The following is a 26,114-nucleotide window of genomic DNA, read 5'->3' as shown; positions in this document are numbered from 1 at the left end:
GTATCTACAGTTTGACGAAATTACGCTTGCGGCTGCGCTTTCGCTATCAGACCGCCACCGCGTTCAATGTATCAACACACTCACGCACCAGTGCAGGTCCACGGTAAATTAAACCTGAATACAGCTGCACCAGGCTTGCACCTGCCTGAATCTTTTCCAGTGCATCATTACCTTCGAGGATGCCGCCCACACCGATGATAGGTATCGCCCCTTTCAGGTGCTCACTCAGGACATGAATGGCCTGGGTCGAGGCCTCACGAACCGGCAGTCCACTCAGTCCACCTGCTTCGTTACCATGACGCACACCCGCCACAGCATCGCGCGATAGGGTTGTATTGGTGGCAATGACAGCATCCATTCCTGACTCGACCAGCGTATCAGCGACCATCCGGAATTCATCGGCCGTCATATCGGGCGCTATTTTCACAGCAATCGGCACATTGCGCCCCACTTCCGCCGCAAGCTGCAGACGCCGCTCATGCAAGGGACCGAGCAGCGCTTTCAAAGACTCGCCATATTGCAACGTACGTAGCCCGGGCGTATTGGGAGAAGAAATATTGACCGTGATATAGCTGGCATGGGCATAGACCGCATTCAGACACAGCAGGTAGTCATCCAGCGCATTCTCCACTGGGGTGACGGCGTTCTTACCAATATTGATACCCAGAATTCCGTCAAATGAGGACGACTTTACATTACGGATCAGCTGTTCAACACCGTGATTGTTGAAGCCCATGCGGTTAATGATGGCTTGTCGCTCTGGCAGCCTGAACAGTCTGGGCTTGGGGTTGCCTGCCTGAGGACGAGGAGTGACAGTGCCAATCTCCAGAAAGCCAAAACCCAGGGCAGCCAGCCCATCAATGCACGCACCATTTTTATCAAGTCCGGCAGCCAAACCGACGCGATTAGGGAAACGCAGCCCCATTACTTGTACAGGTTTGCTGGCATCCGTGTCTGCGCACAGCCGAGTCAAACCCAGGCGAGCCGCAGCAGCCAGCCACTCCAGTGTCAATTCATGTGCTGTTTCAGCAGACAGTTTGAACAGTAACGGACGCACCAACGAATACACCATAACCCCTCCTCTCTAAGGCGCGGCTATTATACCCAGCCGCCTCAAAATTACCCCACTTCGATTCCACCTTGCCAATCGATGGACCATAGCGCTCTACTGCCCTGCCCGACCTTCAATATCTACCTTTATTTCGTACCCAGGTTATCGGCTGAATCGAATGAGTTGCGATGCTACCCAGCGGCGGCCGCATTCAGTAAGATGCCGGTACATGTGTTTGGGAAGGACGAAGTCGATGTCTCGTAAGGCTTTGCTGTTCGCCTCTGGCATCTGGATGTTTTCAGCCTCAGCATTCGCGGAAGTGACAGCAGAGCTGGCGCAGTCCAATGTCCGCCTGGGTGAAACCGTTACTTTGACGTTGATGGTCAGTGGTGCCGTCGTTGATCAGCCACCACAACTCGCTTCGCTGAACCGTGATTTCGATGTGCTCGGTAGCCGGGCTAACAGCGTCTTTCGTTATGCCAATAACAGCATGCAGAAGACGACACGCTGGCAGGTGCAACTTAAGCCGCGCCAGACCGGTGCGCTCAATATCCCTCCCATTAAAGTTGGCAATGAAAGCAGCGAGTCGCTGCAGCTGAATGTTAATGCCTCCGCCTCCGTGACCTTTGGCAATGAAGTCACTGGCACGACCAGTTCTGATAACGGTGACTCGGTACAACAGACCGGTGGCTATTACGCCGACAGCAATGGGAATAGTGACAGCAGCGACGGTAGCTCCGATGCCAATAAGCCTGAAGATGCGGCACTGACCGAAGAACAGCAGGCCGCGCTCAGCGAAAACAAGGAGACCAGAAAAACCACCACTGCTCCGGCTGTACCGCTGGCTTCCTTCGATATCGAATTCAAAGAGCCTCCTCATCTGATGCCCGGCATGCCGATAAAAGTCATGCTGCATTTGAACCATCAGGGCTCTCTGCTGCCTGCAGCTCGCATCATCCCTCCTGATCTTGGCGATGCAAGACTGGTGGAGCTGAACAATCCTGCTCCCTTTGTGGACGAGACGCTGGATGGACGCAAAATTCGCCATGTACAGCGCAATTACCTGCTTTATATCGATACCGCGGGCACTTACACCCTGCCTGCCTTCAACTTTGTGGGCAACGTTCAGACCGAAGATGGCAACGCCCAAACAGCATCACTTTCAACCGCACCGCATAACTTCAATTTGCAGGAAGCGGCAGCCAGCCCACTGAACCCAGCCTACGACCTGCAGATGGATGCCAGCTGGAATCAACCTCTCACCAATCTGAAACCTGGTGATCGTCGCGAACGGACACTCAATATCAAGATAAGCGGTTTACCTTCCGCCAGCTTGCAATTGCCGCCCCTACCGCAAATTGATGGCGTCACCATTGATCAGGGCATTGCCAGCCACAACGACATCACCAGCACTGATGGCATTGAATCGACCCTGAGTGTCGTGCAACGGTTTACCTTTAACAAACCGGGACGTTTCACCCTGCCCGACTGGCAACTGAACTGGTGGAATATCAACACCTCTGCCATGGATAACCTGCCCCTGCCAGCGCAGACAGCAGACGTTCAGACGCCGGGAGCTGCCACAGCAAGTGATCAGAACACTGACACCACCTCAGGTGCTATCACAACCCGTCTTGCTCCACCCGGTGTTGACGGACAAACCACCGAGATCCCACTGCAGAGCAATCAGCCAACAGCAAACCCCTCCAGCCTGTTGTGGCCTGCACTGGCAGCACTGGCGTTAATGCTTGCCCTGCTGGTGGCAGGTCGCGCCTGGTGGTTAAGTCGGAAGGTACATCGTCTGGAAGGCTATCTGGATCAGCTGCAGCAGCAACAGGAAGAAAAGAAGCAGATCGCCAACGAAAGCGAAATTTACGAAGAACTGGCGCTACTATGCCATGCGAACCAACCCAAGCTGGCCAAACTAAAGCTGATCGAATGGGGGCAATGCGTCTGGCCCGGCGAGGGAGTTGCTACCCTGCAAGACATCCGTGAGCATGCCAAGCACCCCACGCTCAATTACGTTCTTGAAGATTTGGAGTCGGCGCTCATTGCTGCAGAAGAGCGGACACCCTATGAGTGGCACAGCGACCTGCTACTGCAGATGCTGAACGAAATTCGGCATCGGATTATTCGCGCCAAAACCGACGCTATGCTGCAGTTCAATGCGCTAACCTAAGACTCGCCCGATGGCATGGAGATTCGCGATGGCTGCTTCTGTAAGCAGCCATCGCCATCTGCCTAGCTTGCTGCCGACAACTCCTGCACTACGGCGTGCACACGCTCGGCAAAACGCTCCGGGTCACGCTCAGACTGCAGCAACTCCACCCACTGACGTAAATCAGGCATGGCTCCAGCCAGCATTTTCAGCCATTGCTTGACCCGACCGGGTGCAAACTTGCTGAGCATTAATTGCTGATTTCGCTGCAGAAACCACTCCAGCCAGGGTGCTACCTCTACCAGCAGCGGTGCCGCCCTCTCCTGTCCACTCAAGGACGCACGAATCTGTAGCGCCAGCCAGGGTTGTGCCACCAGTCCACGACCAATCATGACATCCTGACAACCACTTGCCAGACGGCAGGCATGATAATCCTCCACCGTACAGACATCGCCATTCGCTACCACAGGAATAGCCAACTGCTGCCGGACAGGCTCAATCTCCTGCCAGTGTGCAGGTGGCTTGTACCCTTCAACCTTGGTGCGCGCATGAATCACCAGCTGACTTGCCCCAGCCTCTTCAATGGCTTTGGCATTCTCCATTAACAGCGAGCGGTCCTTGTAACCCAGACGCATTTTCGCCGTCACAGGAATGCTATCTGGCACTGCCTGGCGCACTGCCCGGACAATGGCAAAAAGTGTCTCAGGCTCTTCAAGCAGCACCGCACCACCACGATGCCGGTTAACTGTTTTGGCAGGGCAACCAAAATTGATATCCAGCGCTGGTGCACCCAAACGGGCGGCCCGCTGGGCATTTTCTGCCATCCAGTCGGCATCACTTCCCAGTAACTGCAACACCACCGGTGTACCGGCCGGCGTACGCCACGCATTATCAATCTCGGGGCATATACGCTTGAACACCTTTACAGGCAGTAACTGATCAGTAATGCGCAAAAACTCAGTCACGCACTCATCAATACCGCCAATCTGCGTCAGCATATCGCGCATGATGTGGTCAACCAGCCCCTCCATGGGAGCCAGGAGAATACGACCTGCTGAATGAGGCGGCATGGTCACTTGATTCACTTTTTACTCTTTGCCTCTTGGCCGACCGCTAAAGAAAGCGGACAAGCATAGGCTGAACTGGAAAAGAATCAATCTATAGCCCACAGTTAGAACGCATCGGGGCAAATACAACGGGGTTGCTCCGATCAACCAGCAAGAACAATAACGAAGGATTGCAACTATGATGACTCTCTATGGTATGTCTGCCTCCGGCCACAGCTACAAGGTCAAACTGATGCTGGAACAGGAAGGCATTGCCTACCGCTGGGTGGAAGTCGATATCCGCAACGGCGACAACCGTACTCCTGAATTTCTCGCCAAGAACCCCTGTGGCAAGGTGCCTGTACTGGAGATAGCACCGGGGGAATATCTGTATGAGTCCAACGCCATCCTGACCTTTCTTGCCCGCGGTACACACTACTGGCCTGATCCGGCTTTCCCTCACGCCAAGGTCATGGAATGGATGTTCTTCGAGCAGAGCAGCCATATGCCCTATCTGGCCCCCGCTCGCTTTATCAACAAGTTTCTGGGGGCAGACGATGCTCGCCGCGCAGAACTACCAACGCTGCAGGAAAAGGGCTACAAAGCCCTCGATATCATGGAGCGCCAGCTGGAAAAGAGCCTGTATCTGGTCAATTCCCACTACAGCATTGCCGACAATGCGCTGTTTGCTTACACCCATATCGCCCATGAAGGCGGTTTTGATATGAGTCGCTATCCGGCCATCCAAGCTTGGATTGAACGCGTTACCCAGACACCCGGCTTCGTTGCCATGTAACTCAACCCCTTCCATTCGCCACTCAGGCAGCCCGACGACGTCGGTCGCTGCCTGCTCCAGGCTACATTCATTTCGCCCTTTGCCCTATCATGTCGGCACTCAATTTCTGACGGAGCAGTCTCCATGTTCACCGGTATAGTGCAAGGCCTGATCAAGGTTAAAAGCCTGATTCGCAAAGAAGAGTTCTGTACGTTGGTACTGAGTTTTCCTGAGGGCAAAACAGCTGGACTGGTACCCGGCGCCAGCGTGGCGATCAACGGCACCTGCCTGACAGCAACTGAAATTCACGGCAATGACGCACACTTTGATGTGATTGCCTCAACCCTCCGCATAACCAATCTGGGCGAGCTGGATGTCGGCAGCGTCGCCAACTTTGAACGCGCGGCGCGCATTGGCGATGAAATAGGCGGCCATCAGACCTCCGGGCATATTCACGATCTGGCCGTCATCAGTGCCCGTGAAGACTTCCCCGACAACTGCAAGCTCACTTTTGAAGTGCCTGATGTCTATCGCAAGTATCTGATGGACAAAGGTTACATTGCACTGAATGGTTGCAGCCTGACTATCGCCGGGCTTACCGAGAAGGGCTTTTTTGTATTCCTGATTCCTGAGACGCTGGGCGTCACGACCTTTGGCTCAGCCAAGGCTGGTGACAAGATCAATCTCGAGATTGATCCCTCCACACAAACCATCGTCGATACTATCGAGCGCTATCTCGCGACCCGTAACGCATAAACAGATAAAACAAAGGCCAGTGGGCGCCATCTTCCCACTGGCCTTTGCAGCACCACCCATGAGCATCCTGCAGGCAAAGGTGACACGTCCCTTGCCTGACCCGGATCAAATCAGCGCTTCGTAATAATCCTCATCCGTCAGCACACCAACACAGTTACCCTCTTGCTCGAGGCAGACCGGCAGGCCTGTGCGATAGCGAATCTCCATGGCTTCGCGCATGCCTATTTCAGCAGGCGCCATCACCGCCATCCCTTTCTGGATGTCGTCCATACTGCCGTTACACTGCCAGTCGGTAAAAGGCACCGTGGCTGTATGACTCTTCAGGGCAACAATCTTGCCCTGCTCGTTCTTGACCAGACACATAGCAGAGCCGATGTCGATCTGATGACTAACCGGATCTTCGGCCAGACGATCCAGCGGTGTCATCAGGCTCTTGCCCTTGAGCACTTTCAGCGGATTGGTATGAGCAACGAAGTTCTTCACATAGTCATTGCTGGGATGCAGGACGATGTCCTCAGGCGCACCCGCCTGGACGATCTGTGCAGATTCCATAATGGCAATGTGAGTACCGATTTTAAGCGCCTCATCCAGATCATGGCTGACGAACAGAATGGTCTTGTTCAGGCGCTTCTGCAGGGTGATCAGCTCATCCTGCAACTGGCTGCGAATCAGCGGATCCAGCGCCGAGAAAGGCTCATCCATCAGCAGGATGTCGGTATCCATAGTGAACGCACGGGCAAGGCCAACGCGCTGCTGCATACCACCGGACAGCTCATTGGGTTTGAGGTTTCGCCACTCAAACAGCCCGACCAGCTCCAGTTTCTCCTCCACCTGCTTGGTCCATTCCTTGCGGCTCATACCCTGCATTTCCAGACCAAAGGCGACGTTCTCCGCCACCGTCAGCCAGGGCATCAGAGCGAACTTCTGGAACACCATGGAAACACGGTGAGTGCGCAGGTGACGCAAGGTCGCCTCATCACAGCTGGCGACGTTGACACGACGATCGCCATCCTCAACCCACAACTCCCCACGCGCAATGTCGTTCAACCCATTGACCGTGCGCAGCAGACTGGACTTGCCTGAGCCAGACAAGCCCATCAGTACACATATCTCACCTGACTCGACACTGATGGTGGCGCCTTTTACCCCGACCACATCACCATTGCGCTTGCGAATCTCGGAGCGGCTAAGCCCCTGATCCATCAGCTTCAGGGTTTCAGCCTTGTTCTTGCCGAAAATGACATCCAGATCACGAATTTCCACTGTAGCCATGCTTACTCCTCCGATGCTCCGGGTCGACGGCATAGACGATCCAGAATGATGGCCAGCAATACGATTGCCAGACCAGCTTCAAAGCCTTGCGAAACGTTGACCGTATTCAGTGCACGCACCACTGGCTTGCCGAGACCATCAGCTCCTACCAGCGCCGCAACCACCACCATCGATAATGACAGCATGATGCACTGTGTCACTCCGGCAGTGATGCTGGGCATCGCCGCAGGCAGCTCAACACGGAACAGCAGCTTCATTGGTGTGGCACCAAATGCCTTACCCGCTTCCAGCAACTCACCAGGCACCTTGCTGATACCCAGATAGGTCAGGCGAATCGGCGCGGGTATCGCGAAGATAATGGTCGAGATCAGACCTGGCACCACCCCCAGACCAAACAGGATCAGAGTAGGAATCAGGTAAACGAACGTGGGAATGGTCTGCATCAGGTCCAGAATCGGACGCAGGAACTGATACATCCATGGCCGGTGAGCAGCGGCAATACCGATAGGTATACCAATCAACACCGACAGGAAGGTTGCCATCAGCACCATCACCAGCGTATCGAGCATCTCGCGCCAGTACCCCAGATTGAGGATAAGCAACAAGGATGCCACTACAAAAATTGTCAGAACAACACGGCGCTGCAGCCACCAGGCAAAGACACCAACGATTGCGACCAGGGCGAGTGGCGGGAATGCATTAAGCACTCCCACCAGGCCCATGATCACGCCCTCAAGTAACCAGGAAACTGCATCAAAAAAGCTCGATCCGTTGGCAATCAGCCAATTGACGACGTTTTCAATCCAGTGACCCAACGGGAGTTTATGACCAGTTAGCCAGTCCATGCGGACACCTCAATTCCAATCTAAATTACAGGCCAAGATAGGCTTTAACAGCGGGCAGAGCAGGTTTGCCATCCAGGGTCGTTACACCTTCCAGCCACTTGTTCAGCACATCCGGGTTATTCTGCAGCCACAACTGCGCCGCATTATTGGGCTGCATGTTGTCATCAAGGATGGAGCCCATGACTTCGTTTTCCATCTTCAGGCTGAAGTCCAGGTTGTTGAAGAACTTGCCGAGGTTGGGACAGTCGGCGGCATAGTCCTTACGCACGTTGGTGTATACCGTCGCACCACCGAAGTCCGGACCGAAGTAGTCATCACCACCAGACAGGTAAGCCATTTCAAACTTGCTGTTCATGGGATGCGGCTCCCAGCCAAGGAATACAATCCACTGCTTGCGCTGGACCGCACGAGCCACCTGCGACATCATGCCCGCTTCACTGGACTCAACCAGCTCCATGTCCTTCATGCCAAAGGCATCTTTCTTGATCATGTCCTGAATCAGGCGGTTACCGTCGTTGCCTGGCTCAATACCGTAAATCTTGCCCTGGAACTTGTCGGCATTCTTGGCGATATCCGCAAAGCTGGTCACCCCTGCGTCATAGACGTATTTGGGTACCGCCAGGGTGTATTTGGCGCCGTGCAGGTTGGCCTTGAGACTGACCACGGTACCGGCATCCAGATACTTCTTGATGTCCCCTTCCATGGTTGGCATCCAGTTGCCCAGGAATACATCGATATCCTTGTTGGCCAGTGAGGTATAGGTCACGGGAACCGACAGCAGCTGAGTGGTGGGCGAATAGCCCATACCGGTCAGCACTTCGCTGGCCAGCGCTGTGGTTGAGGTGATGTCAGTCCATCCAACATCTGAAAAACGTACCTTTTCGCAGGAACCTGCAGCGAGACTAACGCTTGCAACTGCCGAAAGGCCGACAGCCAGAGTGAGATTGACGAGTGCTTTTGCCATATCGATGTCCTTCTACTTGGTTGCTCCTGTCTGTGACGCCACACGCCAGCAGACAGCTCTGGGTAAGCCCTGGACATCCGCATCAGGCGGGTCCAAGTATGAAGTGACTCAGTCCCTTTCGGTGCGCCGCTGTCGCGGCGACTGAGAGGGCAAGCTCATTTTCTCTATCTTGATCAGGGGGTTGTCAGTTAGTAGCTGATTATTTGTTATTCGTTGTTATCGCCAGTGGCGCAGCAAGCTGCGCAACCGGATTACTACCCGGGTAGCAGCCATGCCTTGCACTGCTCCCCGTCCTGCTCTGCGCTGTCGCACAGGCCGGAGCACCTCCGCTGGCGGACATGCTCACGACATTCTTCAAAGTCAGTGTTTCATATCCTCAGCGCTGCTCGGTTTGCCAGTGCGGATGAACCCATACCGGCGCATCACTGGGCGGCAGTGGCTTACGTCCGCGAATAGCGTCAGACAGCTTTTCCGCCATCATGATGGTGGGCGCATTGAGGTTACCGCTGACAATACTGGGCATGATGGAAGCATCCACCACGCGCAGCCCTTCAACACCAAACACCTTGCCGTTGCTATCAACGACGGCCATCGGATCATTAGCGCTGCCCATCTTGCAGGAACATGAAGGATGGTAGGCACTGTCTGCACGGCGACGAATAAAGTCGTCGATTTCGGCATCCGACTGCACCTTTTCTCCGGGCTGGATTTCATGACCACGGAAGTTATCCAGCGCTGACTGGGCGAAAATCTCACGGGTCAGCTTGATGCTCTGCCGCATTTCCCAGAGATCACGCTCCGTTTCCAGATAGTTTGGCTGAATTTCAGGGTATTCAAACGGATCGGCCGAGCGCAGCTTGATATAGCCGCGGCTGGTAGGACGCATCGGCCCTACGTGCGCCTGAAACGCATGACAATCTCCCTGATCCCGACCGTGATCATTCACCAGGCCGGGCAGGAAGTGATACTGGATATCGGGATGCTTAACACCGGCTTCGGTACGGATGAAACCACCGGCTTCGAGATGGGTGGTTGAGCACCAGCCTTTCTTGGTCAGGAACCACTCGACGCCCCACGCCACCTGCTTGTGCATCTTGGTGGAATCAAACAGGGTGATCGGCTTTTTACAGGCCTGCTGGATGTAGATCTCGAGGTGATCCTGCAGGTTCTGCCCCACTCCTGGGCGATCTGCGACTACCTTGATCCCCAGCGCCTGCAGCTCGTCAGCCGGGCCAACACCAGACAACAGCAAGGTCTGGGGCGAATTGATGGCACCGCCGCTGAGGATGACTTCCCGTTCGGCACGCACTTGCACCGTCTGGCCATCCTGAATGTATTCGACCCCCACTGCACGTTGCCCCTCGAACAGAATGCGGGTGACATGCGCCCCCACTTCCGCCGTCAGATTGGGGCGTTCCAGCGCCGGACGCAGATAGGCCTGTGCTGTACTCCAGCGCTTGCCGTCACGGATGGTCATGTCCATCACGCCGAAACCTTCCTGCTGATAGCCATTCATATCTTCGGTGTAGGGGTAGCCCGCCTGCTTGCCTGCGTCAATAAAGGCACTAAACAGGGGGTTGGGGAAATCACCGGTATGCACGTGCAACGGGCCGCTGTCACCGTGATAGGCATTGCCACCCACTTGACGGGTTTCCGCTTTACGGAAGTACGGCAGAATCTCGGCATAGCTCCAGCCTTCGGCGCCTTCCTGGACCCAACGATCATAGTCAAACGCATGGCCACGGATATAAACCATGGCGTTCAGTGCAGAACCACCACCCCACACCTTGCCGCGTGGCCAGTACATCTTGCGGTTATTAAGATGCTTCTGTTCCTCAGTGCTGTAGTACCAGTTGTACTTCTTATCCATCAGGTTGTACGTCAGGGCAGCTGGCATATGGATTTTCCAGGTGTCATCCCGACGCCCGGCTTCCAGTACCAGCACCCTGGAATCGCTGTCTTCGCTGAGTCGGTTAGCCAGCACACATCCCGCAGAGCCGGTGCCGATGATGATGTAGTCGTAGGCGCTCGCCTTGGTCATGGTCTTGCCTCGTTGCAATCGTGTTTGGTTAGCCCGCCTGGACAACCAGAATTAGTAAGGGCCTTCGACATCACCCAGCTCAACCAGCACACTTTTCAGCTGGGTGTAGTGGTGAATGGTCTGCATTCCGTTTTCTCTGCCGATACCAGACTGCTTGTAACCACCGACAGGCATCTCCGCTGGCGAACCACCATAAGTATTGATCCAGCAAATCCCGGCTTCGATCTGAGCAATCACCCGATGAGCACGTGACAGGTCCTGAGTGAAGATGCCTGCGGCCAGACCATAAGGCGTGCCATTAGCGCGACGGATGACTTCCTCTTCATCATCGAAGACCAGCACGGACATCACCGGACCAAAGATTTCATCCGTTACCTGCGGCATGTCATCGGTGCAATCGGTGAATACCGTTGGCTCGACAAAGCAGCCTTTATCCAGCCCGTCACGAGTAACGCGATTGCCGCCCACGGCCAGCGTAGCGCCTGACGCCTTGCCCTTCTCCAGGTAGCTGACCACTTTTTCCATGTGCTTGGCCGAAACCAGTGCGCCAATCTGCGTCTCAGGATCCTGCGGGTCACCAATCTTCAACGCCTTGGTGCGTTCGACCACTTCGCTTACAAAATCGGCATACAGACTGCGATGAACAAAGACACGGGTACCGTGGGTGCACACTTCGCCCTGAGTATAGAAGTTGGCCATCAGCGCTGCGGTCACGGCGTTCGCCAGTTTGGCGTCTTCAAAAATAATCAGCGGTGACTTGCCACCCAGCTCCATGGTCACTTCTTTCAGTGACGCAGCAGCATCTGCCATGACTTTGCGGCCGGTGCCACTTTCACCGGTGAAAGACACTTTGGCGATGCGAGGATGGCGTGACAGATACTGTCCCGCGCGATAATCGCCCTGAATAACGTTGAACACGCCATCAGGCAGTCCTGCTTCTTTATAGATGTCGGCCAGCAGCAACACTGACAGAGGGGTTTCCTCTGACGGTTTGAAGATCATGGCATTTCCACAAGCCAGCGCCGGAGCCGACTTCCAGCATGCGATCTGGAATGGATAGTTCCAGGCGCCAATGCCAGCGCATACTCCCAGTGGCTCACGACGGGTATAGAAAAACTGGTTGGGGCTGAGCTGCTGATGCTCACCCTGCACGGCACCTGCCAGACCGGCGTAATACTCGATCACATCCGCACCGGTAGGCACGTCGACAGCAATTGCTTCCTGATATGGTTTGCCGTTATCGGTGACTTCCAGACGGGCAATTTCTTCAGCACGCTCACGCATGATGGCCGCTGCACGCAGCAGGATCCGTCCGCGCGCCATGCCCGACATGGCCGACCAGACCTTGAAGCCAGCCTCTGCCGCAGCAACAGCACGCTCCACATCTTCAGCAGCAGCCTGCTGTACCAGGGCCAACAGCTCACCATTGGCGGGATTGACGGACTCAAAGGTTTCGCCAGACGTTGCCATGCAACGCTCACCGTTGATGAACAGCTGTCCTGCAGAAAGTGGAAACAGAGGTTGTTTATCAGACATGGTCATCAGCTCAATAATCTTGGGTTACTAAAATCGTAAATTAATAGTTGGACGCTATCTGGACCCGGCTGGTGCTGTGCCACAAGCCCAACTGTCCCCGAATAAATGAGTCAATCAACTTCACTGCTTCAGCCTGCTCTACGCCACCGCTCAACGCACCGCGCAACCAGATGCCATCAATCAGCGCCGCAATGCCGGTTGCTACTTCCCGCGCCTGTTCTCGTGACAGGCACTTACGCAACTCGTAGCGCAAATGGGACAGCAGACGCTTTTCGTTAACCCGCTGCAGTCTTGCCAGCTCCTCGTCGTGCATGGCTTGCGCCCAGAATGCCAACCAGGTCTTCATGACGCGCGGATCCAGCTGACGTGAATCAAAGTTGCCACCGACAATGGCCCGAACCCGTTCGATAGGCCAGTCAGCAGGCAAAGCCTCACGTCGCTCGCGCACACCATCATTCAACTCGCGCAGGATGGTTCGCATCGACTGATTCAGCAGCCCATCCTTCCCACCGAAGTAGTGGTTGATGATGCCGGCGGACACTCCCGCTCTTTTACTGATCATGGCTACCGTGGTCTTACCCAGCCCCACTTCACCAATCACTTCCAGCGTCGCATCGATAAGCTGAGGCTTACGAATCTCCGGCATACCGAGCTTTGGCATGACCGACCCTCTTTTTTGATTGAACGTCCATTTAAATAAAACTTACCGTTGCCACCTTACAGATGTCAACTAATATTTAATGATCGAAATTATTTTTAGAGAGCGAGAAACAAAAATGGCCGCATTAAGCGGCCATTTTATTGATTATTAGGGGACATCAAGAGAAAGCAGAGTCAGAAAGACATCTTAAAATTAATTAGTTATCGAACAGTCCAACCACCATCAACCGTGATTGCCTGACCGGTAATGTTTCGAGCACTATCACTCATCAGGAACTCGGTAATACCGGCCAACTCTTCCAGACTGATAAATACCCCCTTGGGCATCGGCTTCAACATGATTTCCGAAACCACTTCCTCCGGGGAGATGCCATTCTCTTTGGCCTGGGCTTCGATCTGCTTATCTACCAATGGCGTCTTCACATAAGACGGGCAGATGGTGTTCACAGTAATGTCAGTATCAGCGGTCTCCAGCGCCATCACTTTGCTGAAACCGAGCAATCCATGCTTGGCAGCGACATAGGCGCTTTTGTATGGTGAGCCCACGAGAGAGTGAATTGAGCCGATATTGATCACCCTGCCATAGCCACGTTCACGCATTCCGGGCAGCAAGGCCCGGGTTAGCATGGCAGCCCCAGTCAGCATGACCTGAATCAGCAACGCCCAGCGCTCTGGGGGAAACTCTTCAAGCTTAGCCACATGTTGCAGACCGGCATTGTTAACCACGGCACCGACTGGCAGATTGAGCTGACTGACAAAGGCATCAATCGCTGCGGCATCACCCACGTTCAGCGTACCGCTCTCTGCCTTGCCGCCCTTTGCAACAATACCTTCGGCGACTGCTGCAGCGGCTTCGCCGTTGAGATCCGTCACCAGAACAGGAAACCCCTTGCTGGCCAGCACCTCAGAAATACCCTGACCAATGCCACTACCCGCGCCTGTTACCAGCACCCATGGTTTACTCATTTTGCAATCCTCTTGGCGTTGACATAATCGATAACTGTGCGCCATGCCGCGCACATTTTTTGGAAAGACATGGGGAAACATAGGTAAAGAATGGCGCTTTTCCAAGCAAAGGTTACGCAATTGCACAAAGCGCCAGCGACCGTGCACAACCTCAACCTGCAGGTTCAGTCAAACAGAAACAAAAACGCAGGCTCAGAGCCTGCGTTGCATTGCACTTACGAAACCGGATCACTCAATACTGTTGGCACTGATCTTGTGAATGGACAGATCGGCACCGTTAAACTCTTCTTCTTCACTCAATCTGATACCCGCCAGCTTCTTCATCAGACCATAAACGATAAAGCCGCCACCCAGCCCGATTGCCAGCCCCAGCAATGTGCCCAGCACCTGAGTGAGCAGGGATACCCCTCCTAGTCCGCCTAGAGCCTGCTGGCCAAAAATGCCCGCCGCAATACCTCCCCAGGCCCCACACAAACCATGCAAAGGCCACACACCCAGCACGTCATCAATCTGCCAGCGGTTTTGCACCAGAGTGAAAACCCAAACGAACAACCAGCCAGCAATACCCCCCACCACCAGCGCACCAATCGGATGCATCAAATCAGAGCCCGCACAGACAGCAACCAGCCCTGCCAGTGGCCCGTTATGAATGAAACCGGGGTCATTTTTACCTGCAAGCGAAGACGTGATAATCCCGCCAACCATTGCCATCAGTGTATTTACCGCTACCAGACCACTGATGCCGTCCAGGGTTTGTGCCGACATGACATTGAAGCCAAACCAGCCAATGGTCAGAATCCACGCACCCAGCGCCAGAAAAGGAATATTGGAGGGAGCGAAGGCTATCAGCCTGTCACCGCGATAACGTCCTTTTCGATTACCCAGCAACATGACTGCCGCCAGCGCAATCCAGCCTCCCACCGCATGCACCACAACGGAACCGGCGAAGTCATGAAAAGATGCGCCAAACTGGGTCGCGAACCAGTGTTGCACCCCCCAGTTACCATTCCAGATGATGCCTTCAAACAGCGGGTAGACCAGCCCTACACAACACATGGCAGAGATCAGCATGGGCCAGAATTTGGCCCGTTCAGCCACCCCACCAGAAACGATAGCGGGAATAGCAGCAGCAAAGGTCAATAAAAAGAAAAACTTAACCAGAGCATACCCATTGTGCTCGGCCAGCACGGTGGCACTGTCGAAAAAATTCACACCGTAGGCAATCCAGTAGCCTACGAAAAAGTAGGCCAATGTTGAAAAGCCAAAGTCAGTCATAATTTTGACCAGCGCATTGACCTGATTCTTATGCCTTACTGTTCCAACCTCTAGGAAGGCAAAACCGGCATGCATGGCCAGCACCATGATGGCGCCTAGTAAGATGAACAAGGTATTGGTACTGGTAACCAGAGTGGCCACAGCACTATTAATGGCTTCCACAGCTCTTCCTCTCCCAATGGAGCACCAATATCGGGCATAAAAACACCACACCCACCAACGGTGCACCAGTTAAGATCATGACTAGGGCAAAATGCGCAAGCCCATACGTGTGGACTCGCTTATTTGATATTTCGCACCACGAATAAGCATTTTTTATGCCATGACAAAATTCTGCCCCATGAGAAGGCAAAAACAGGATATACGTGGAAGATTCACATGAAAGAAGCAAACAGAAAACAGTGAGGGGACGGTAAGACAACGAGGCCAGCATTTAGCTGGCCCTGGGATCAGGTTACAAAAGATATGAGCTAGGCAACAGCACCCTGCTGGCGCCGACGCAGCCAGCGAAAGGTAAACTGTGACAACAACATGCCCGCCAGCATCAGCGCACAACCTGCCAGTTCCCGCATGCCCAGCGACTCGTCCAGCAACAGCCAGCCACCCAGAACGGCGAATACAGCCTCACCACTGAGGATAATTGCCGCATGTGCGGGTGGTGCTTCTTTCTGGCCAATAATCTGCAACGTGTAGGCAACACCCACTGAAAACAGACCCGCATAGACGATGGGGAACCAGGCCTCTTTGATGGCAGATAGCTGGATATCCTCGGTCACCAGTGCTGTCGCCAGGCTAAGTAACATACAGGTAAACAACTGCACCACACTCAATGCCAGCGGATCGGTACGACGACTCAGCCAGCCGATGATCAGTACATGGCCCGCCCAGAATACTGCGCCGATTAACTCCAGTGCATCGCCGTAAGCCAGCGTGAAATCCTCGGTCACACTTAAGAAGTACAAGCCAACCAGCGCCAGCGCCGCGCCTAACCAGGTATTTGCACCGGTTTTATGGCTGAGGAACAGCCCAAGAATGGGCACGAAGATCAGGTATAAGCCGGTAATGAATCCTGCCTTGCCTGCGGTGGTATAAAGCAAGCCCACCTGTTGTAGAGAAGAGCCAGCAAACAGAATCAGACCAGCAGCAATCCCACCCAGCAACAGAAACCCCAGGTTAGCAGACTCCTGCTCAGTCTTTGCGCGCTTGCGGCTGAACCAGAAAACCAGAGGCAGCAGAGACAGCCCCCCTAACAGAAAGCGGGCAAAGTTAAAGGTAAAAGGCTGAAGATGCTCCATTCCTACGCGCTGGGCAACGAATGCCGTACCCCAGATAGCGGCGGTAATAAGCAGCAGAATGTCTGCACGAAGTGTACTGGTTCTCATGATGGGCCGTTGACTCTCTGATGTTGCACTCGAGTACTCACACGCAGGCTTGATTGCATGCAATCTTCGATATGGACTACGAGCGACACTATACCCTGATACAACGAGGCACTTCATAAGATTTATTAATATCAGATCAGTGAGCCAAACTGATGCCTGAAGCGTTTGCCGGGGCCGTTTCAGCTTTAATCAGTAGGCGATTTTCGTTAAGCTCACGCGCCTGTCTCAATCTGAATCCACGCAAGACCTCGAACCATGTCAGACGTTTCCCCCCTCAGTGAAAACTACCTGTTACGCTTCGGCGGAATCGCCCGCCTCTATGGCCGTGCGGCGCTGGAGTACTTTCATAACAGTCACGTCTGCGTGATTGGCATTGGCGGTGTCGGGTCCTGGGCGGTGGAGGCACTGGCCAGAAGCGGTATCGGCCAGCTGACGCTGATCGATCTGGACGATATCTGCATCAGCAATGTCAACCGCCAGATTCATGCTCTGGACGGCCAGATCGGCAAGATCAAGGTGAATGCCATGGCGGAGCGGGTAAAGACGATCAATCCGGAATGCCGGGTTAATGTGATTGAAGACTTTATCGGTGAAGACAACCTGACAGAGTGTCTGCCGACGTCACTGGACTATGTGCTGGATGCCATCGACAGCGTACGCGCCAAGGCTGCACTGCTGAACTACTGCAAACGTAACAAGATCGCTGTAATTACCACTGGCGGTGCCGGAGGTCAGATCGACCCCACGCAAATCAGTATTACCGACCTGACCAAAACGACGCATGACCCGCTGGCAGCACGTGTACGCAATCAGCTGCGCAAGCAATATGGTTTTCCGAAAGGCCCGAAAGCCAAATTCGGTATCGACTGCGTCTATTCCACCGAGCAACTGAAATACCCGCAGGCGGACGGCAGCGTCTGCCTGCAGAAACCTTCAACAGAAGAGGGACCGGTAAAACTGGATTGTGCCAGCGGTTTCGGCGCCGCCACTGTCGTGACATCGACCTTTGGTATGGTCGCCGTGTCTCGCATCCTGAACAAACTGGCGAGCAAGACGGCTCAGTAACACTGCCTCATGCCTGCTGGCTCAAACAGCAGGCATGGCTTTGAATAGCGTTAATGATGGCTTTCAGACCGTTCCCACGGGATGGACTCAGATGACGCATCAACCCCAGCTCTTCCATTTCCGCTTCGAGATGCAGCCCGCAGACCTGTGCGGCGCTGAGGCCGTTAACCTGTCCGAGCAGTAATGCAATCAGGCCACTGATAATGCGCGCCTCACTATGCGCCCAGCACCAGAAACCTCCTTCTGGCGTGATTCCCAACAGCAACCGCACTTCACTTTCACAGCCTTTGACGGGACAGGAATACTCGTACAGCTCTTCCGGCAACGCAGGCAAGTCGCGCCCGAGCCTCATCAACTCCCGATAGCGCCCTTCCCACCCCTGAGCTGCATAGACACCGCCCAGCACGTCATCACGACTGGCAATGCTGATGGGATGCTGCTCCATGATGGTGACCAGCTCGGGGAAAGTAATGACCTGCTGCATCTTCAGAACTCCGTTACGGCCTTGCGCAAGGCATCGACAAAGCGCTCAACATCATCAAGGTTATTGTAGAAAGCCAAAGAAGCACGAATCGTACCTGACAGACCCAGCGCCTCCATCATAGGCATCGCACAGTGATGACCGACCCGGACGGCAATACCCTGCATATCCATCAGTGTGCCTATGTCCTGCGGGTGCATTCCCTTCACCAGAAAGGACATGATACTGGTTCTCCCCTGACCGCCGACCAGCTGAAAGCCCGGAATATCGGCACAGAGACGCTCCATGCCGTTCAGCAGATAACGCTCATATTCAGCGGCCGCCTGACGATCCAGCGTCGACAGATAACGCAGTGCACTGGCCAGACCTATCGCACCAGCAATATGCGGAGTACCCGCTTCAAAACGCAGAGGTGGCAGGGTGAAGGTCGCGCCGCGTTTGGAAACCTGTTCGATCATCTCCCCGCCGCCCTGCCAGGGAGGCATGATTTCCAGCAACTCGTACTTGCCGTAAAGAACGCCGATACCACTCGGCCCGAACACCTTGTGCCCCGAGAACACATAAAAATCGCAATCCAGCGCCTGCACATCCACATTGTCATGCGCCACTGCCTGAGAGCCGTCAATCAGCACCCGCGCCCGATACCGCTTGGCAGCTGCGATCACCCGCTCAACAGGCATTGGCATACCCAGTGAGTTTGATACATGGGCCAGAGCAACCAGCTTGGTTCGCTCATTAAGCAAGGTGGGAAGCTCGGACAGATCCAGTTCGCCAGTAGGCAAGACAGGGATATAACGCAGGGTGAGTCCGCGCTCTTCAGCCAGTAACTGCCAGGGGACAATATTGCTGTGATGCTCACATTCACTGAGCAGAATTTCGTCACCCGGCTGAAGGAAACGGCGCCCGTAGCTATTCGCTACAAGATTGATGGCTGCCGTCGCGCCACTGGTCCAGACAATTTCTTCACGACTGCGTGCGTTGAGAAAGTGCCTGACAGTTTCCCTCGCCTCTTCATAAGCCAGCGTTGCCTGCGTGGACAAGTGATGGGAAGCACGATGCACATTGGCATTCTGCTGAGCGTAATAGTGGTTGATGGTATCCAGAACACACTTGGGCTTCTGGCTGGTCGCGGCATTATCCAGATACACCCGACCTTCCAGAGTTTCGTTAACGATCAACGGAAAGTCGCGGCGTACGGATTCAATATCAAAGATGGGCATGTGCACAGGATATTTGAGAAAGGATGGCGCCAAGTATAGCCCAGACCACCAGCAATGCGCAGGGTAACGGCATCTAAACAGCAAGGTTGCTTATCGTGTGAGACCACTTTGGATAAGCGTCAGCTTCTGCTGCCGGGTCAGGCGCTTGATAGCAGCCTCCCTCTTGCTGGCCATGGAGCGGTCAGGTTGAAGCTCCACATAGACGAGACATTTGGGAGGGCGCGAACGAAGATACTTGGCCCCCTTCCCCTGACAGTGGGCCAACCAGCGCCGTAATAAATGATTGGTGATACCGGTATAGAGGCTGCCGTCAGCAGCCTCTATGATGTAGACCCACCACAGCACCGCGGTTTCTGTAGACACTACTTCCACCGCATATTGCCACGTGTCAGGTACGAACGACTCATACAGCCAGACTTGCCATCACTTCAGCGAAGCATTGCACCACATAGGGAACATCCTCCGCATGCACATCTAAATGGGTCACCAGTCGTGTTTTAGCCGCCGGGCTGATCAGAATATGCTTCTCTTTCAACGCAGCAGCCACAACTTGAGGATCATGACGGTCAAAGCCGATGTAGAGAATGTTGGTTGCCACACCGTGCAAACTGACGCCCTCCAGCTCACCCAGCCCCTCTGCAAGTTGCTGCGCATGAGCATGGTCATCAGCCAGTCGAGTAACATGATGATCCAGCACATATTCCCCTGCAGCAGCCAGAATACCGGCCTGACGCATCCCGCCACCGAGCATTTTCCGCCAGTGTCTGGCTTCCTCGATGAAGTCCTTGCTACCAGACAGCACAGACCCGACAGGCGCTCCCAAACCTTTCGACAGACAAAGGGAGACAGAGTCAAAATATGTAGCGATATCAATCGCTTCACACTGGAGCGCAACAGCCGCATTCATCATCCGCGCACCATCCAGATGCAGCCCTAGTTGACGGCGGTCACTCAGCGCACGCGCCTGACTGAGATAGTCGAGCCCAATCACTTTGCCTCCGTGGGTGTTTTCCAGTGACAGCAGCCTGGAGCGGGCAAAGTGCAGATCCTTGGGCTTGATGACGGACTCGACTCGCTGCAGATCAAGGGAGCCGTCTGCCTCCACCTGAACTGGCTGAGGCTGGATGCTGCCTAACACGGCCGCACCGCCCCCTTCGTATTTATAGGTGTGATAATCCTGCCCGACGATGTATTCGTCTCCACGCTGACAGTGGCACAACAACGCAAGCAGGTTGCTCTGCACACCAGAAGCAACATACAACCCCTGCTCCTTGCCCAGCATGGCTGCCACCCTGGCTTCCAGACGAATGATGCTGGGATCTTCGCCGTACACATCATCGCCGACATCCGCTTTGGCCATTACCTGGCGCACCGCCTCGGTAGGACGCGTTACGGTATCGCTGCGTAAATCAATCATCCTAAGCATTACATCGCTCCGTTATACATTCATTTAAATCACAATATCTAAACGATATCGTTTAAATATTAAAATACCAAGCGTTAAAACATGAGCAGCCATTGCTGCTGTCACGCTTCAGGCTGGGCAACGGAAGCTCCAGAACGGGTGAGTCCTTATTCCACTCTGATCGTCAGCGCATGCTAAGGAGCGATGTCATCACTTGTGTAACTAGCAAGCACCCTCTACAGCAAACTCTTTAACCATGTAATGACGCTTGCCCAGCTGAGGATAGGCATCCATGGTGTATACCACACGATACCCTTGCTTCTCATAGAATGGCTTGGCCTGAAAGTCGAGTGTATCAAGCATGGCAAAGCGGCATCCCCGCTGGATAGCCTCTTGCTCCAATGCTGCCAGCAACTTGCTGCCATATCCCTGACCACGCGTATCTTCGGCCAGCCAGAAATATTCGATCATTAGCCAGTTGCCAAATGTCCTGCCCGTTAACCCACCCTGGCGTACGCCGTCATCGTCATCAACAAAAACCGCCACCGGAAAACTCTGACTGACTTCAAAACGCGCACGATTAAAATCAATCAGGCGCTGATGGACCCACTCGCGGTCTTCTTCCGTAGGAGTGGACTCCACATGGATAAACATAGAACGTACCTCAAACAACTTACTTATTACTTACTGCAGTGGGGATCACTGCCTTCAAGTGCTATCAACCATTTACGCAACAATGCAGCCAGCTGTGACTGCTCTTCTTCAGACAGGCCTGATAGCAGGGTTCGCTGTGTACTTACATGGCTCAGCAACACCTCATCAATCAGCTCGATACCTGAGCCGGTCAGCCTGACCAGCAAGCTACGCCGGTCAGCAGGATCCATCGTACGCTCGACCAACCCGGCTCTCTCCAGCTTATCCAGACGATTAGTCATGGCTCCGGAGGTCAGCAGTGCGCTTTTAAAGAGGGCTGTTGGTGTGAGCTGATATGGCGCACCACTGCGACGGAGTGTCGCGAGCACATCAAACTCACCGGGGTGCAGCTGATAGCGACCGTGGTTATCTTTGACTGCCCTGTCTGACAAGGCCGAAATGCGTGAGATACGCCCGAGAATGCCCATTGATGCAACATTGACGTCAGGACGCTCTTCAGCCCACTGCGCCAGAATGGCGTCAATATGATCTTCCTGCATATTTATCTTCACATTAAGATTCTTGATAAAAAGAATATCTGCCGTTAGCATTCGTCTCAACGTTAAGATTATTAGCCTGCAGACAATGAACGCTATTCTACTCGCAGCCATGGCCCCTGTTCTATGGGGAACTACCTACCTCGTTGCTCAACATCTGATGCCTGCCGATATGCCCTTGTGGACAGCCACTCTCAGGGCACTTCCCATCGGTTTACTGATGCTACTGACGGCACGCATTCCTTCAGCGAAATGGCTGCTGCGAATTATGACTGCTGGTGTGCTCAACGTCGGGCTGTTTTTTGCCCTGCTTTTTATTGCAACCTACCGCCTGCCCGGGGGCATTGCCGCCACACTGGGCGCAACCATGCCCGTACAGGCCATCATGTTGATGTGGATCGCCAAAGGGCAGCAGCCTCGCCCTGCCCAGCTGATTATTGCGCTGCTGGCCATCCCCGGTATCGGTTTGCTGGTGCTTGCACCGACCACACACCTTGATCCTGTCGGCCTTGTTGCTGCGCTGCTGTCCTGTTCTTCACTGGCGTTGGGCACATTCCTGAGTAAAGAGTGGGGAAAACCCAGTGATATGGGCGTACACACCTACACAGGTCTGCAATTGACGGGAGGGGGTGTGGTCCTGCTGATTATGGCTTTGGTATTTGAGGGCCAGCCGCCGACCTTTACCTCATCGGTCACTCTTGGTGCACTGTGGCTTGCAGTGATGAATACGGGGCTGGCCTATTTCATCTGGTTCAGTCAGATAACCAGGCTAACGACCACTCAACTGGCGTTTCTTGGCTTGATGAGCCCAGTGACTGCCGTCACGCTGGGCCAGGTGCTGGCGGGCGAAGTGTTCAGCCCTGTTCAATGGTGCGGCATGACACTGGTCCTTTTGAGCCTGATTGGAAATCAGTTGCTGACGCTTCGGATCAGGCATCAGCCTTATCAGGCTACAGCCAATGTTTCAGCAGAATTAATAAAGGACTGACGAAACCTTCCGAGCAAAGTCAGTTTTCCAGATCAAACTCAGGCAGAGGACGATCACCCTGCTCAGAACGCGCCCAGGTCAGGTTGTGTGGATCAAACCCTTGCTCTATGGCGGGCTTCACTACTCTGAAGTAAGGTGAAACGTCAAAATCGCGCGGCACATAAAGACTGGGATCCCGTCGGTGAAGCACCTCCTCGGTCCTTACCCTGCCGCGTTTGTCCTGCCAGGTGATCTTGGAGACACGTGGCAGGATGGGATAATTCATACTCTGGAATGCCTGAGCAATCAGGGAAGAACAGATGGCCTTGGTGGGATCACCACTACCCAGTTGCAGAAAATATCGCCGCCAGTAGGTCGGAATAGGTGGGACGGTAACCAGATAACGTGCCAGATCGAAAATATTCTTCAGATCATAGTGCTGGCCTATTCTGCTGCGGGCAAAACGCACCACTTCATCGATCTCTTCAGCGCTCAACCCCACAGGCCTACAAATCCGTGTGTGCAGATGCGAGTACATGCTCAGCGGTACTACCCTGACACCCTCCAGTACATCAGCCTCGATCAACACAGGCAATTCGCCGGAGTAATCAGCGGATGTGGAAGCACTGTGGATGGCGGTGGCTTCCTCCTTGCCAATATAAAGCGCAGCATGCGACCACGTAGACTGAGTCAGATACTTGATGGTGGTGCTGATTCTGCTGGTCCCTTCCACCAGTAGCACATCACCCTTACGCAACGTCTTACGCAGTAACTCAGGACGGCTGGTGGCGATATTGACTGCTTCATCACGGGGTTTGGACAAGTACCTCGCCAGCCAATAGCCGATTCGCTCGGAAATAAACATAGGTCTACTCTGCTTGCTATCTTTATTATGAGTACCATTCATAGCATAGGCGCTATTCAATCAATCAACTATGCCTGATGGGTGCATCACTCCTCAGCTATTCACGACACTTTCCCATGCGTTCACGACACAGCTTTTCTGACAATGAAGATGTAGCTTTCAGCCTTCGGGCAATGAGAAAGCTCTGGCCCTACCTTATGCGCTTCAAGGGCCGTATTGCTTTGGCGCTGACCTGCCTTATTGCAGCCAAGCTGGCCAGTGTGTACATGCCTTTCGTGCTCAAGCATGTCGTTGACGCCCTGGCCGGGAGCACTTCCCAGCCTGACCTGGCCTATTTTCCCCTGGGCCTTTTGCTTGCTTACGGTCTGGTACGACTGGCCAACACCTTGTTTGGTGAAGTAAGGGATGTACTCTTCGGCCGTGTGACTGAACAAGCGATGCACCAGATAGGTCTGGATGTATTCAAACATCTCCATAACCTTGACCTTGGCTTTCATCTCAGTCGCAGCACAGGGGCACTTTCGCGTGATATTGAGCGAGGCACATCGGGTATTAGCTTTGTCATGCGCTTTATGGTCTTCAATATTTTGCCGACCTTGTTCGAGATCGCCATGGTGACAGGCGTACTGCTGTTGCATTATCAAACCAGTTTCGCCCTGATCACCCTGGCTGCCGTAGTTGCCTATATCAGCTTCTCGGTCATGGCTACACACTGGCGTACGCAGTATCTTCGTGCAGCCAACAAAGCAGACTCAGAGTCCAATGCCCGGGCCGTTGACAGCCTGCTGAACTATGAGACGGTGAAGTACTTTACCAATGAAGAGTACGAAACACGTCACTATGACCTCGACCTGCAGCGCTGGGAAACAGCCCGACGGCAGAACCGCCTGTCACTGTTTGTTCTGAATGGTGGTCAGGCGCTCATCGTTGCCATTGCAATGACATCAATGTTGTTGCTCGCCGCCAACTATGTACGACAGGGTGCGATGACCATCGGCGATTTTGTCCTGATTAATGCATTTATGATGCAGCTGTTCCTTCCCCTCAATCTGCTGGGATTTGTCTATAGGGAAATGCGTGGCGCGATGGTCAACATAGAACGTATGTTTGACCTGCTCGATCAACGCCCCGCCATTATGGACAAACCGATGGCCAAGCCTCTCGCTGTGCAGGCCGGCACCGTGGAGTTCAGAAATGTAGAGTTTGCCTATACCGCAGAGCGAAGCATTCTGCAGAACATAAGCTTCACTCTTCAGGCGGGTAAAAAGTTAGCTGTCGTTGGTAGCAGCGGCTCCGGCAAATCAACCCTTGTGCGACTGCTGTTTCGCTTTTATGACGTCAACGCCGGGGCCATCCTGATAGATGGTCAGGACATTAGAGAAGTGACACAACACAGTCTGCGAGGCGCCATTGGCATCGTGCCACAGGATACGGTGCTATTTAATGCCAGCATCAAAGACAATATTCGCTATGGCAACACAGAGGCCAGTGATGCTGAAATAATGGAAGCGGTGCGCTTAGCCCATCTACAGCACTTCATTCAGCAACTTCCTCTGGGTTTGGACACATTGGTGGGTGAACGGGGGCTTAAGCTGAGTGGAGGTGAAAAACAGCGCATTGCTATTGCCCGCGCAATTCTCAAGCGACCATCTATTCTGGTTTTTGATGAAGCCACCTCATCCCTCGATAGCCATTCAGAGCAAAGCATCATGCAGGCACTGCGTGAAATATCTGTTGGCATCACCAGCCTGGCCATCGCTCATAGACTTTCAACCATCGCCGACGCCGACCTGATTGTGGTGATGGAAAATGGCCACCTGGTTGAACAGGGCACACATAACGAGCTGCTTTCTCGCAAAGGACGCTATGCGGGGCTGTGGCAGGCTCAGCAGGAGAACAACAGAGAAAGTGCACCGCAGGTTGAGACTATCCATTAGCAGGCTGTTGAAAAACGTTATCGAGGCAGCCGAGACAAGGAAAAAACAGGCGAAAAAGCGGAGTTTAGTGAACTAAATGAGCATTTGACTCGCTCCGCTCGCCCCTTCGGGGCCGTGCTAAAGCACGTTCAGCCTTTGGCTGTGAGCCTGTTTTTGACGCGGTATTCGGCAACGCAGATAGATTTTCAACGACCTGTTAAAACGCATCGCTACCGGACTACTCCAGCAACAATAAACCCTCTGGCAGGATGGCCTGA

General features: G+C 54.0%; 24 protein-coding genes. 6 read left to right on the top strand and 18 right to left on the bottom strand.

Going from position 1 to position 26,114, the window contains the following annotated elements; all coding sequences use genetic code 11:
- Window positions 1-46: 46 nt before the first annotated feature.
- Window positions 47-1,072 carry a quinone-dependent dihydroorotate dehydrogenase gene (locus WH50_RS05100; RefSeq protein ID WP_207780185.1) on the bottom strand — a complete coding sequence of 342 codons (1,026 nt, stop codon included), beginning with the start codon at window positions 1,070-1,072 and terminating at the stop codon, window positions 47-49.
- A gap of 232 nt (window positions 1,073-1,304) precedes the next feature.
- Between WH50_RS05100 and WH50_RS05095 the strand changes: the two genes are divergently transcribed.
- Complete coding sequence (locus tag WH50_RS05095; protein WP_165838307.1) at window positions 1,305-3,230, top strand: BatD family protein; 1,926 nt, start codon at window positions 1,305-1,307, stop codon at window positions 3,228-3,230.
- Window positions 3,231-3,292: 62 nt separating this feature from the next.
- On the opposite strand, the gene WH50_RS05090 is transcribed toward WH50_RS05095, so the two are convergent.
- Complete coding sequence (locus WH50_RS05090) at window positions 3,293-4,294, bottom strand: tRNA dihydrouridine synthase (RefSeq protein WP_243410007.1); 1,002 nt, start codon at window positions 4,292-4,294, stop codon at window positions 3,293-3,295.
- 160 nt (window positions 4,295-4,454) lie between these two features.
- On the opposite strand from WH50_RS05090, the gene WH50_RS05085 reads away from it, so the two are divergent.
- A complete protein-coding gene (locus tag WH50_RS05085) occupies window positions 4,455-5,051 on the top strand; it encodes a glutathione S-transferase family protein (RefSeq protein ID WP_110186346.1) in 597 nt (198 codons plus the stop codon).
- Window positions 5,052-5,174: 123 nt separating this feature from the next.
- Window positions 5,175-5,786 (top strand): riboflavin synthase subunit alpha, encoded by a 612-nt coding sequence (locus WH50_RS05080; protein ID WP_110186345.1) that lies wholly within the window; start codon window positions 5,175-5,177, stop codon window positions 5,784-5,786.
- A 105-nt stretch (window positions 5,787-5,891) separates the two neighbouring features.
- Here the strand turns inward: WH50_RS05080 and choV are convergent, their stop codons facing one another.
- From choV to WH50_RS05035, 9 genes are all read right to left on the bottom strand, one after another.
- Window positions 5,892-7,058, bottom strand: a complete 1,167-nt coding sequence (gene choV / locus WH50_RS05075) for a choline ABC transporter ATP-binding protein (RefSeq protein WP_104154027.1) — start codon at window positions 7,056-7,058, stop codon at window positions 5,892-5,894.
- A gap of 2 nt (window positions 7,059-7,060) precedes the next feature.
- Window positions 7,061-7,903 carry a choline ABC transporter permease subunit gene (gene choW / locus WH50_RS05070; RefSeq protein WP_104154028.1) on the bottom strand — a complete coding sequence of 281 codons (843 nt, stop codon included), beginning with the start codon at window positions 7,901-7,903 and terminating at the stop codon, window positions 7,061-7,063.
- Between the two features lie 25 nt (window positions 7,904-7,928).
- Window positions 7,929-8,867: a choline ABC transporter substrate-binding protein gene (locus WH50_RS05065; protein WP_104154029.1), complete on the bottom strand. Its 939-nt coding sequence runs from the start codon at window positions 8,865-8,867 to the stop codon at window positions 7,929-7,931.
- Between the two features lie 376 nt (window positions 8,868-9,243).
- Complete coding sequence (betA, locus tag WH50_RS05060; RefSeq protein ID WP_110186344.1) at window positions 9,244-10,908, bottom strand: choline dehydrogenase; 1,665 nt, start codon at window positions 10,906-10,908, stop codon at window positions 9,244-9,246.
- 51 nt (window positions 10,909-10,959) lie between these two features.
- Complete coding sequence (betB, locus tag WH50_RS05055; protein WP_110186343.1) at window positions 10,960-12,444, bottom strand: betaine-aldehyde dehydrogenase; 1,485 nt, start codon at window positions 12,442-12,444, stop codon at window positions 10,960-10,962.
- 40 nt (window positions 12,445-12,484) lie between these two features.
- Window positions 12,485-13,105, bottom strand: coding sequence for a transcriptional regulator BetI (gene betI / locus WH50_RS05050; RefSeq protein WP_110186342.1), 621 nt, complete (start codon window positions 13,103-13,105; stop codon window positions 12,485-12,487).
- A gap of 200 nt (window positions 13,106-13,305) precedes the next feature.
- Window positions 13,306-14,070 (bottom strand): 3-hydroxybutyrate dehydrogenase, encoded by a 765-nt coding sequence (locus WH50_RS05045; protein WP_110186341.1) that lies wholly within the window; start codon window positions 14,068-14,070, stop codon window positions 13,306-13,308.
- Between the two features lie 228 nt (window positions 14,071-14,298).
- Window positions 14,299-15,507: an ammonium transporter gene (locus WH50_RS05040; RefSeq protein ID WP_110186340.1), complete on the bottom strand. Its 1,209-nt coding sequence runs from the start codon at window positions 15,505-15,507 to the stop codon at window positions 14,299-14,301.
- Window positions 15,508-15,815: 308 nt separating this feature from the next.
- On the bottom strand, window positions 15,816-16,727 hold the full coding sequence (locus WH50_RS05035; RefSeq protein WP_110186339.1) for a DMT family transporter: 912 nt from the start codon (window positions 16,725-16,727) through the stop codon (window positions 15,816-15,818).
- A gap of 255 nt (window positions 16,728-16,982) precedes the next feature.
- On the opposite strand from WH50_RS05035, the gene tcdA reads away from it, so the two are divergent.
- Window positions 16,983-17,792, top strand: a complete 810-nt coding sequence (tcdA, locus tag WH50_RS05030; RefSeq protein WP_110186338.1) for a tRNA cyclic N6-threonylcarbamoyladenosine(37) synthase TcdA — start codon at window positions 16,983-16,985, stop codon at window positions 17,790-17,792.
- A 7-nt stretch (window positions 17,793-17,799) separates the two neighbouring features.
- On the opposite strand, the gene WH50_RS05025 is transcribed toward tcdA, so the two are convergent.
- The 6 genes from WH50_RS05025 to WH50_RS05000 form a co-directional block, all read right to left on the bottom strand.
- Window positions 17,800-18,276, bottom strand: a complete 477-nt coding sequence (locus WH50_RS05025; RefSeq protein WP_110186337.1) for a SufE family protein — start codon at window positions 18,274-18,276, stop codon at window positions 17,800-17,802.
- Window positions 18,277-18,278: 2 nt separating this feature from the next.
- Window positions 18,279-19,493, bottom strand: a complete 1,215-nt coding sequence (locus tag WH50_RS05020; protein WP_110186336.1) for an aminotransferase class V-fold PLP-dependent enzyme — start codon at window positions 19,491-19,493, stop codon at window positions 18,279-18,281.
- A gap of 90 nt (window positions 19,494-19,583) precedes the next feature.
- Complete coding sequence (locus tag WH50_RS05015; protein WP_243410006.1) at window positions 19,584-19,856, bottom strand: GIY-YIG nuclease family protein; 273 nt, start codon at window positions 19,854-19,856, stop codon at window positions 19,584-19,586.
- A gap of 40 nt (window positions 19,857-19,896) precedes the next feature.
- Window positions 19,897-20,919: a low-specificity L-threonine aldolase gene (gene ltaE, locus WH50_RS05010; RefSeq protein WP_243410004.1), complete on the bottom strand. Its 1,023-nt coding sequence runs from the start codon at window positions 20,917-20,919 to the stop codon at window positions 19,897-19,899.
- Between the two features lie 201 nt (window positions 20,920-21,120).
- Complete coding sequence (locus tag WH50_RS05005; protein WP_110186333.1) at window positions 21,121-21,552, bottom strand: GNAT family N-acetyltransferase; 432 nt, start codon at window positions 21,550-21,552, stop codon at window positions 21,121-21,123.
- Window positions 21,553-21,578: 26 nt separating this feature from the next.
- The gene (locus WH50_RS05000; protein ID WP_243410003.1) at window positions 21,579-22,103 is read right to left on the bottom strand and encodes a MarR family winged helix-turn-helix transcriptional regulator; all 525 of its coding nucleotides are present in this window, start codon (window positions 22,101-22,103) and stop codon (window positions 21,579-21,581) included.
- 73 nt (window positions 22,104-22,176) lie between these two features.
- Between WH50_RS05000 and WH50_RS04995 the strand changes: the two genes are divergently transcribed.
- Window positions 22,177-23,076, top strand: a complete 900-nt coding sequence (locus WH50_RS04995; RefSeq protein WP_110186331.1) for an EamA family transporter — start codon at window positions 22,177-22,179, stop codon at window positions 23,074-23,076.
- 19 nt (window positions 23,077-23,095) lie between these two features.
- On the opposite strand, the gene WH50_RS04990 is transcribed toward WH50_RS04995, so the two are convergent.
- Entirely contained in the window at window positions 23,096-23,920 is an 825-nt protein-coding gene (locus WH50_RS04990) for a YiiX/YebB-like N1pC/P60 family cysteine hydrolase (RefSeq protein ID WP_110186330.1), read from the bottom strand.
- Between the two features lie 173 nt (window positions 23,921-24,093).
- On the opposite strand from WH50_RS04990, the gene WH50_RS04985 reads away from it, so the two are divergent.
- On the top strand, window positions 24,094-25,857 hold the full coding sequence (locus WH50_RS04985) for an ABCB family ABC transporter ATP-binding protein/permease (protein ID WP_243410002.1): 1,764 nt from the start codon (window positions 24,094-24,096) through the stop codon (window positions 25,855-25,857).
- Window positions 25,858-26,114 lie beyond the last annotated feature (257 nt).

It is taken from the genome of Pokkaliibacter plantistimulans, assembly GCF_003194385.1.
GTDB lineage: Bacteria > Pseudomonadota > Gammaproteobacteria > Pseudomonadales > Balneatricaceae > Pokkaliibacter > Pokkaliibacter plantistimulans.
Note: the sequence above shows the minus strand (reverse complement) of the source record. Positions and strands in the feature narration are given on the sequence as shown.

Bases quoted from the DNA above. Each gene is read 5' to 3' on its own strand.
- WH50_RS05100 (WP_207780185.1), bottom strand. From the start codon at position 1,072: ATGGTGTATTCGTTGGTGCGTCCGTTACTGTTCAAACTGTCTGCTGAA.
- WH50_RS05095 (WP_165838307.1), top strand. From the start codon at position 1,305: ATGTCTCGTAAGGCTTTGCTGTTCGCCTCTGGCATCTGGATGTTTTCA.
- WH50_RS05085 (WP_110186346.1), top strand. From the start codon at position 4,455: ATGATGACTCTCTATGGTATGTCTGCCTCCGGCCACAGCTACAAGGTC.
- WH50_RS05080 (WP_110186345.1), top strand. From the start codon at position 5,175: ATGTTCACCGGTATAGTGCAAGGCCTGATCAAGGTTAAAAGCCTGATT.
- choV (WP_104154027.1), bottom strand. From the start codon at position 7,058: ATGGCTACAGTGGAAATTCGTGATCTGGATGTCATTTTCGGCAAGAAC.
- choW (WP_104154028.1), bottom strand. From the start codon at position 7,903: ATGGACTGGCTAACTGGTCATAAACTCCCGTTGGGTCACTGGATTGAA.
- WH50_RS05065 (WP_104154029.1), bottom strand. From the start codon at position 8,867: ATGGCAAAAGCACTCGTCAATCTCACTCTGGCTGTCGGCCTTTCGGCA.
- betA (WP_110186344.1), bottom strand. From the start codon at position 10,908: ATGACCAAGGCGAGCGCCTACGACTACATCATCATCGGCACCGGCTCT.
- betB (WP_110186343.1), bottom strand. From the start codon at position 12,444: ATGTCTGATAAACAACCTCTGTTTCCACTTTCTGCAGGACAGCTGTTC.
- betI (WP_110186342.1), bottom strand. From the start codon at position 13,105: ATGCCAAAGCTCGGTATGCCGGAGATTCGTAAGCCTCAGCTTATCGAT.
- WH50_RS05045 (WP_110186341.1), bottom strand. From the start codon at position 14,070: ATGAGTAAACCATGGGTGCTGGTAACAGGCGCGGGTAGTGGCATTGGT.
- WH50_RS05035 (WP_110186339.1), bottom strand. From the start codon at position 16,727: ATGAGAACCAGTACACTTCGTGCAGACATTCTGCTGCTTATTACCGCC.
- tcdA (WP_110186338.1), top strand. From the start codon at position 16,983: ATGTCAGACGTTTCCCCCCTCAGTGAAAACTACCTGTTACGCTTCGGC.
- WH50_RS05025 (WP_110186337.1), bottom strand. From the start codon at position 18,276: ATGCAGCAGGTCATTACTTTCCCCGAGCTGGTCACCATCATGGAGCAG.
- WH50_RS05020 (WP_110186336.1), bottom strand. From the start codon at position 19,493: ATGCCCATCTTTGATATTGAATCCGTACGCCGCGACTTTCCGTTGATC.
- ltaE (WP_243410004.1), bottom strand. From the start codon at position 20,919: ATGCTTAGGATGATTGATTTACGCAGCGATACCGTAACGCGTCCTACC.
- WH50_RS05005 (WP_110186333.1), bottom strand. From the start codon at position 21,552: ATGTTTATCCATGTGGAGTCCACTCCTACGGAAGAAGACCGCGAGTGG.
- WH50_RS04995 (WP_110186331.1), top strand. From the start codon at position 22,177: ATGAACGCTATTCTACTCGCAGCCATGGCCCCTGTTCTATGGGGAACT.
- WH50_RS04990 (WP_110186330.1), bottom strand. From the start codon at position 23,920: ATGTTTATTTCCGAGCGAATCGGCTATTGGCTGGCGAGGTACTTGTCC.
- WH50_RS04985 (WP_243410002.1), top strand. From the start codon at position 24,094: ATGAGAAAGCTCTGGCCCTACCTTATGCGCTTCAAGGGCCGTATTGCT.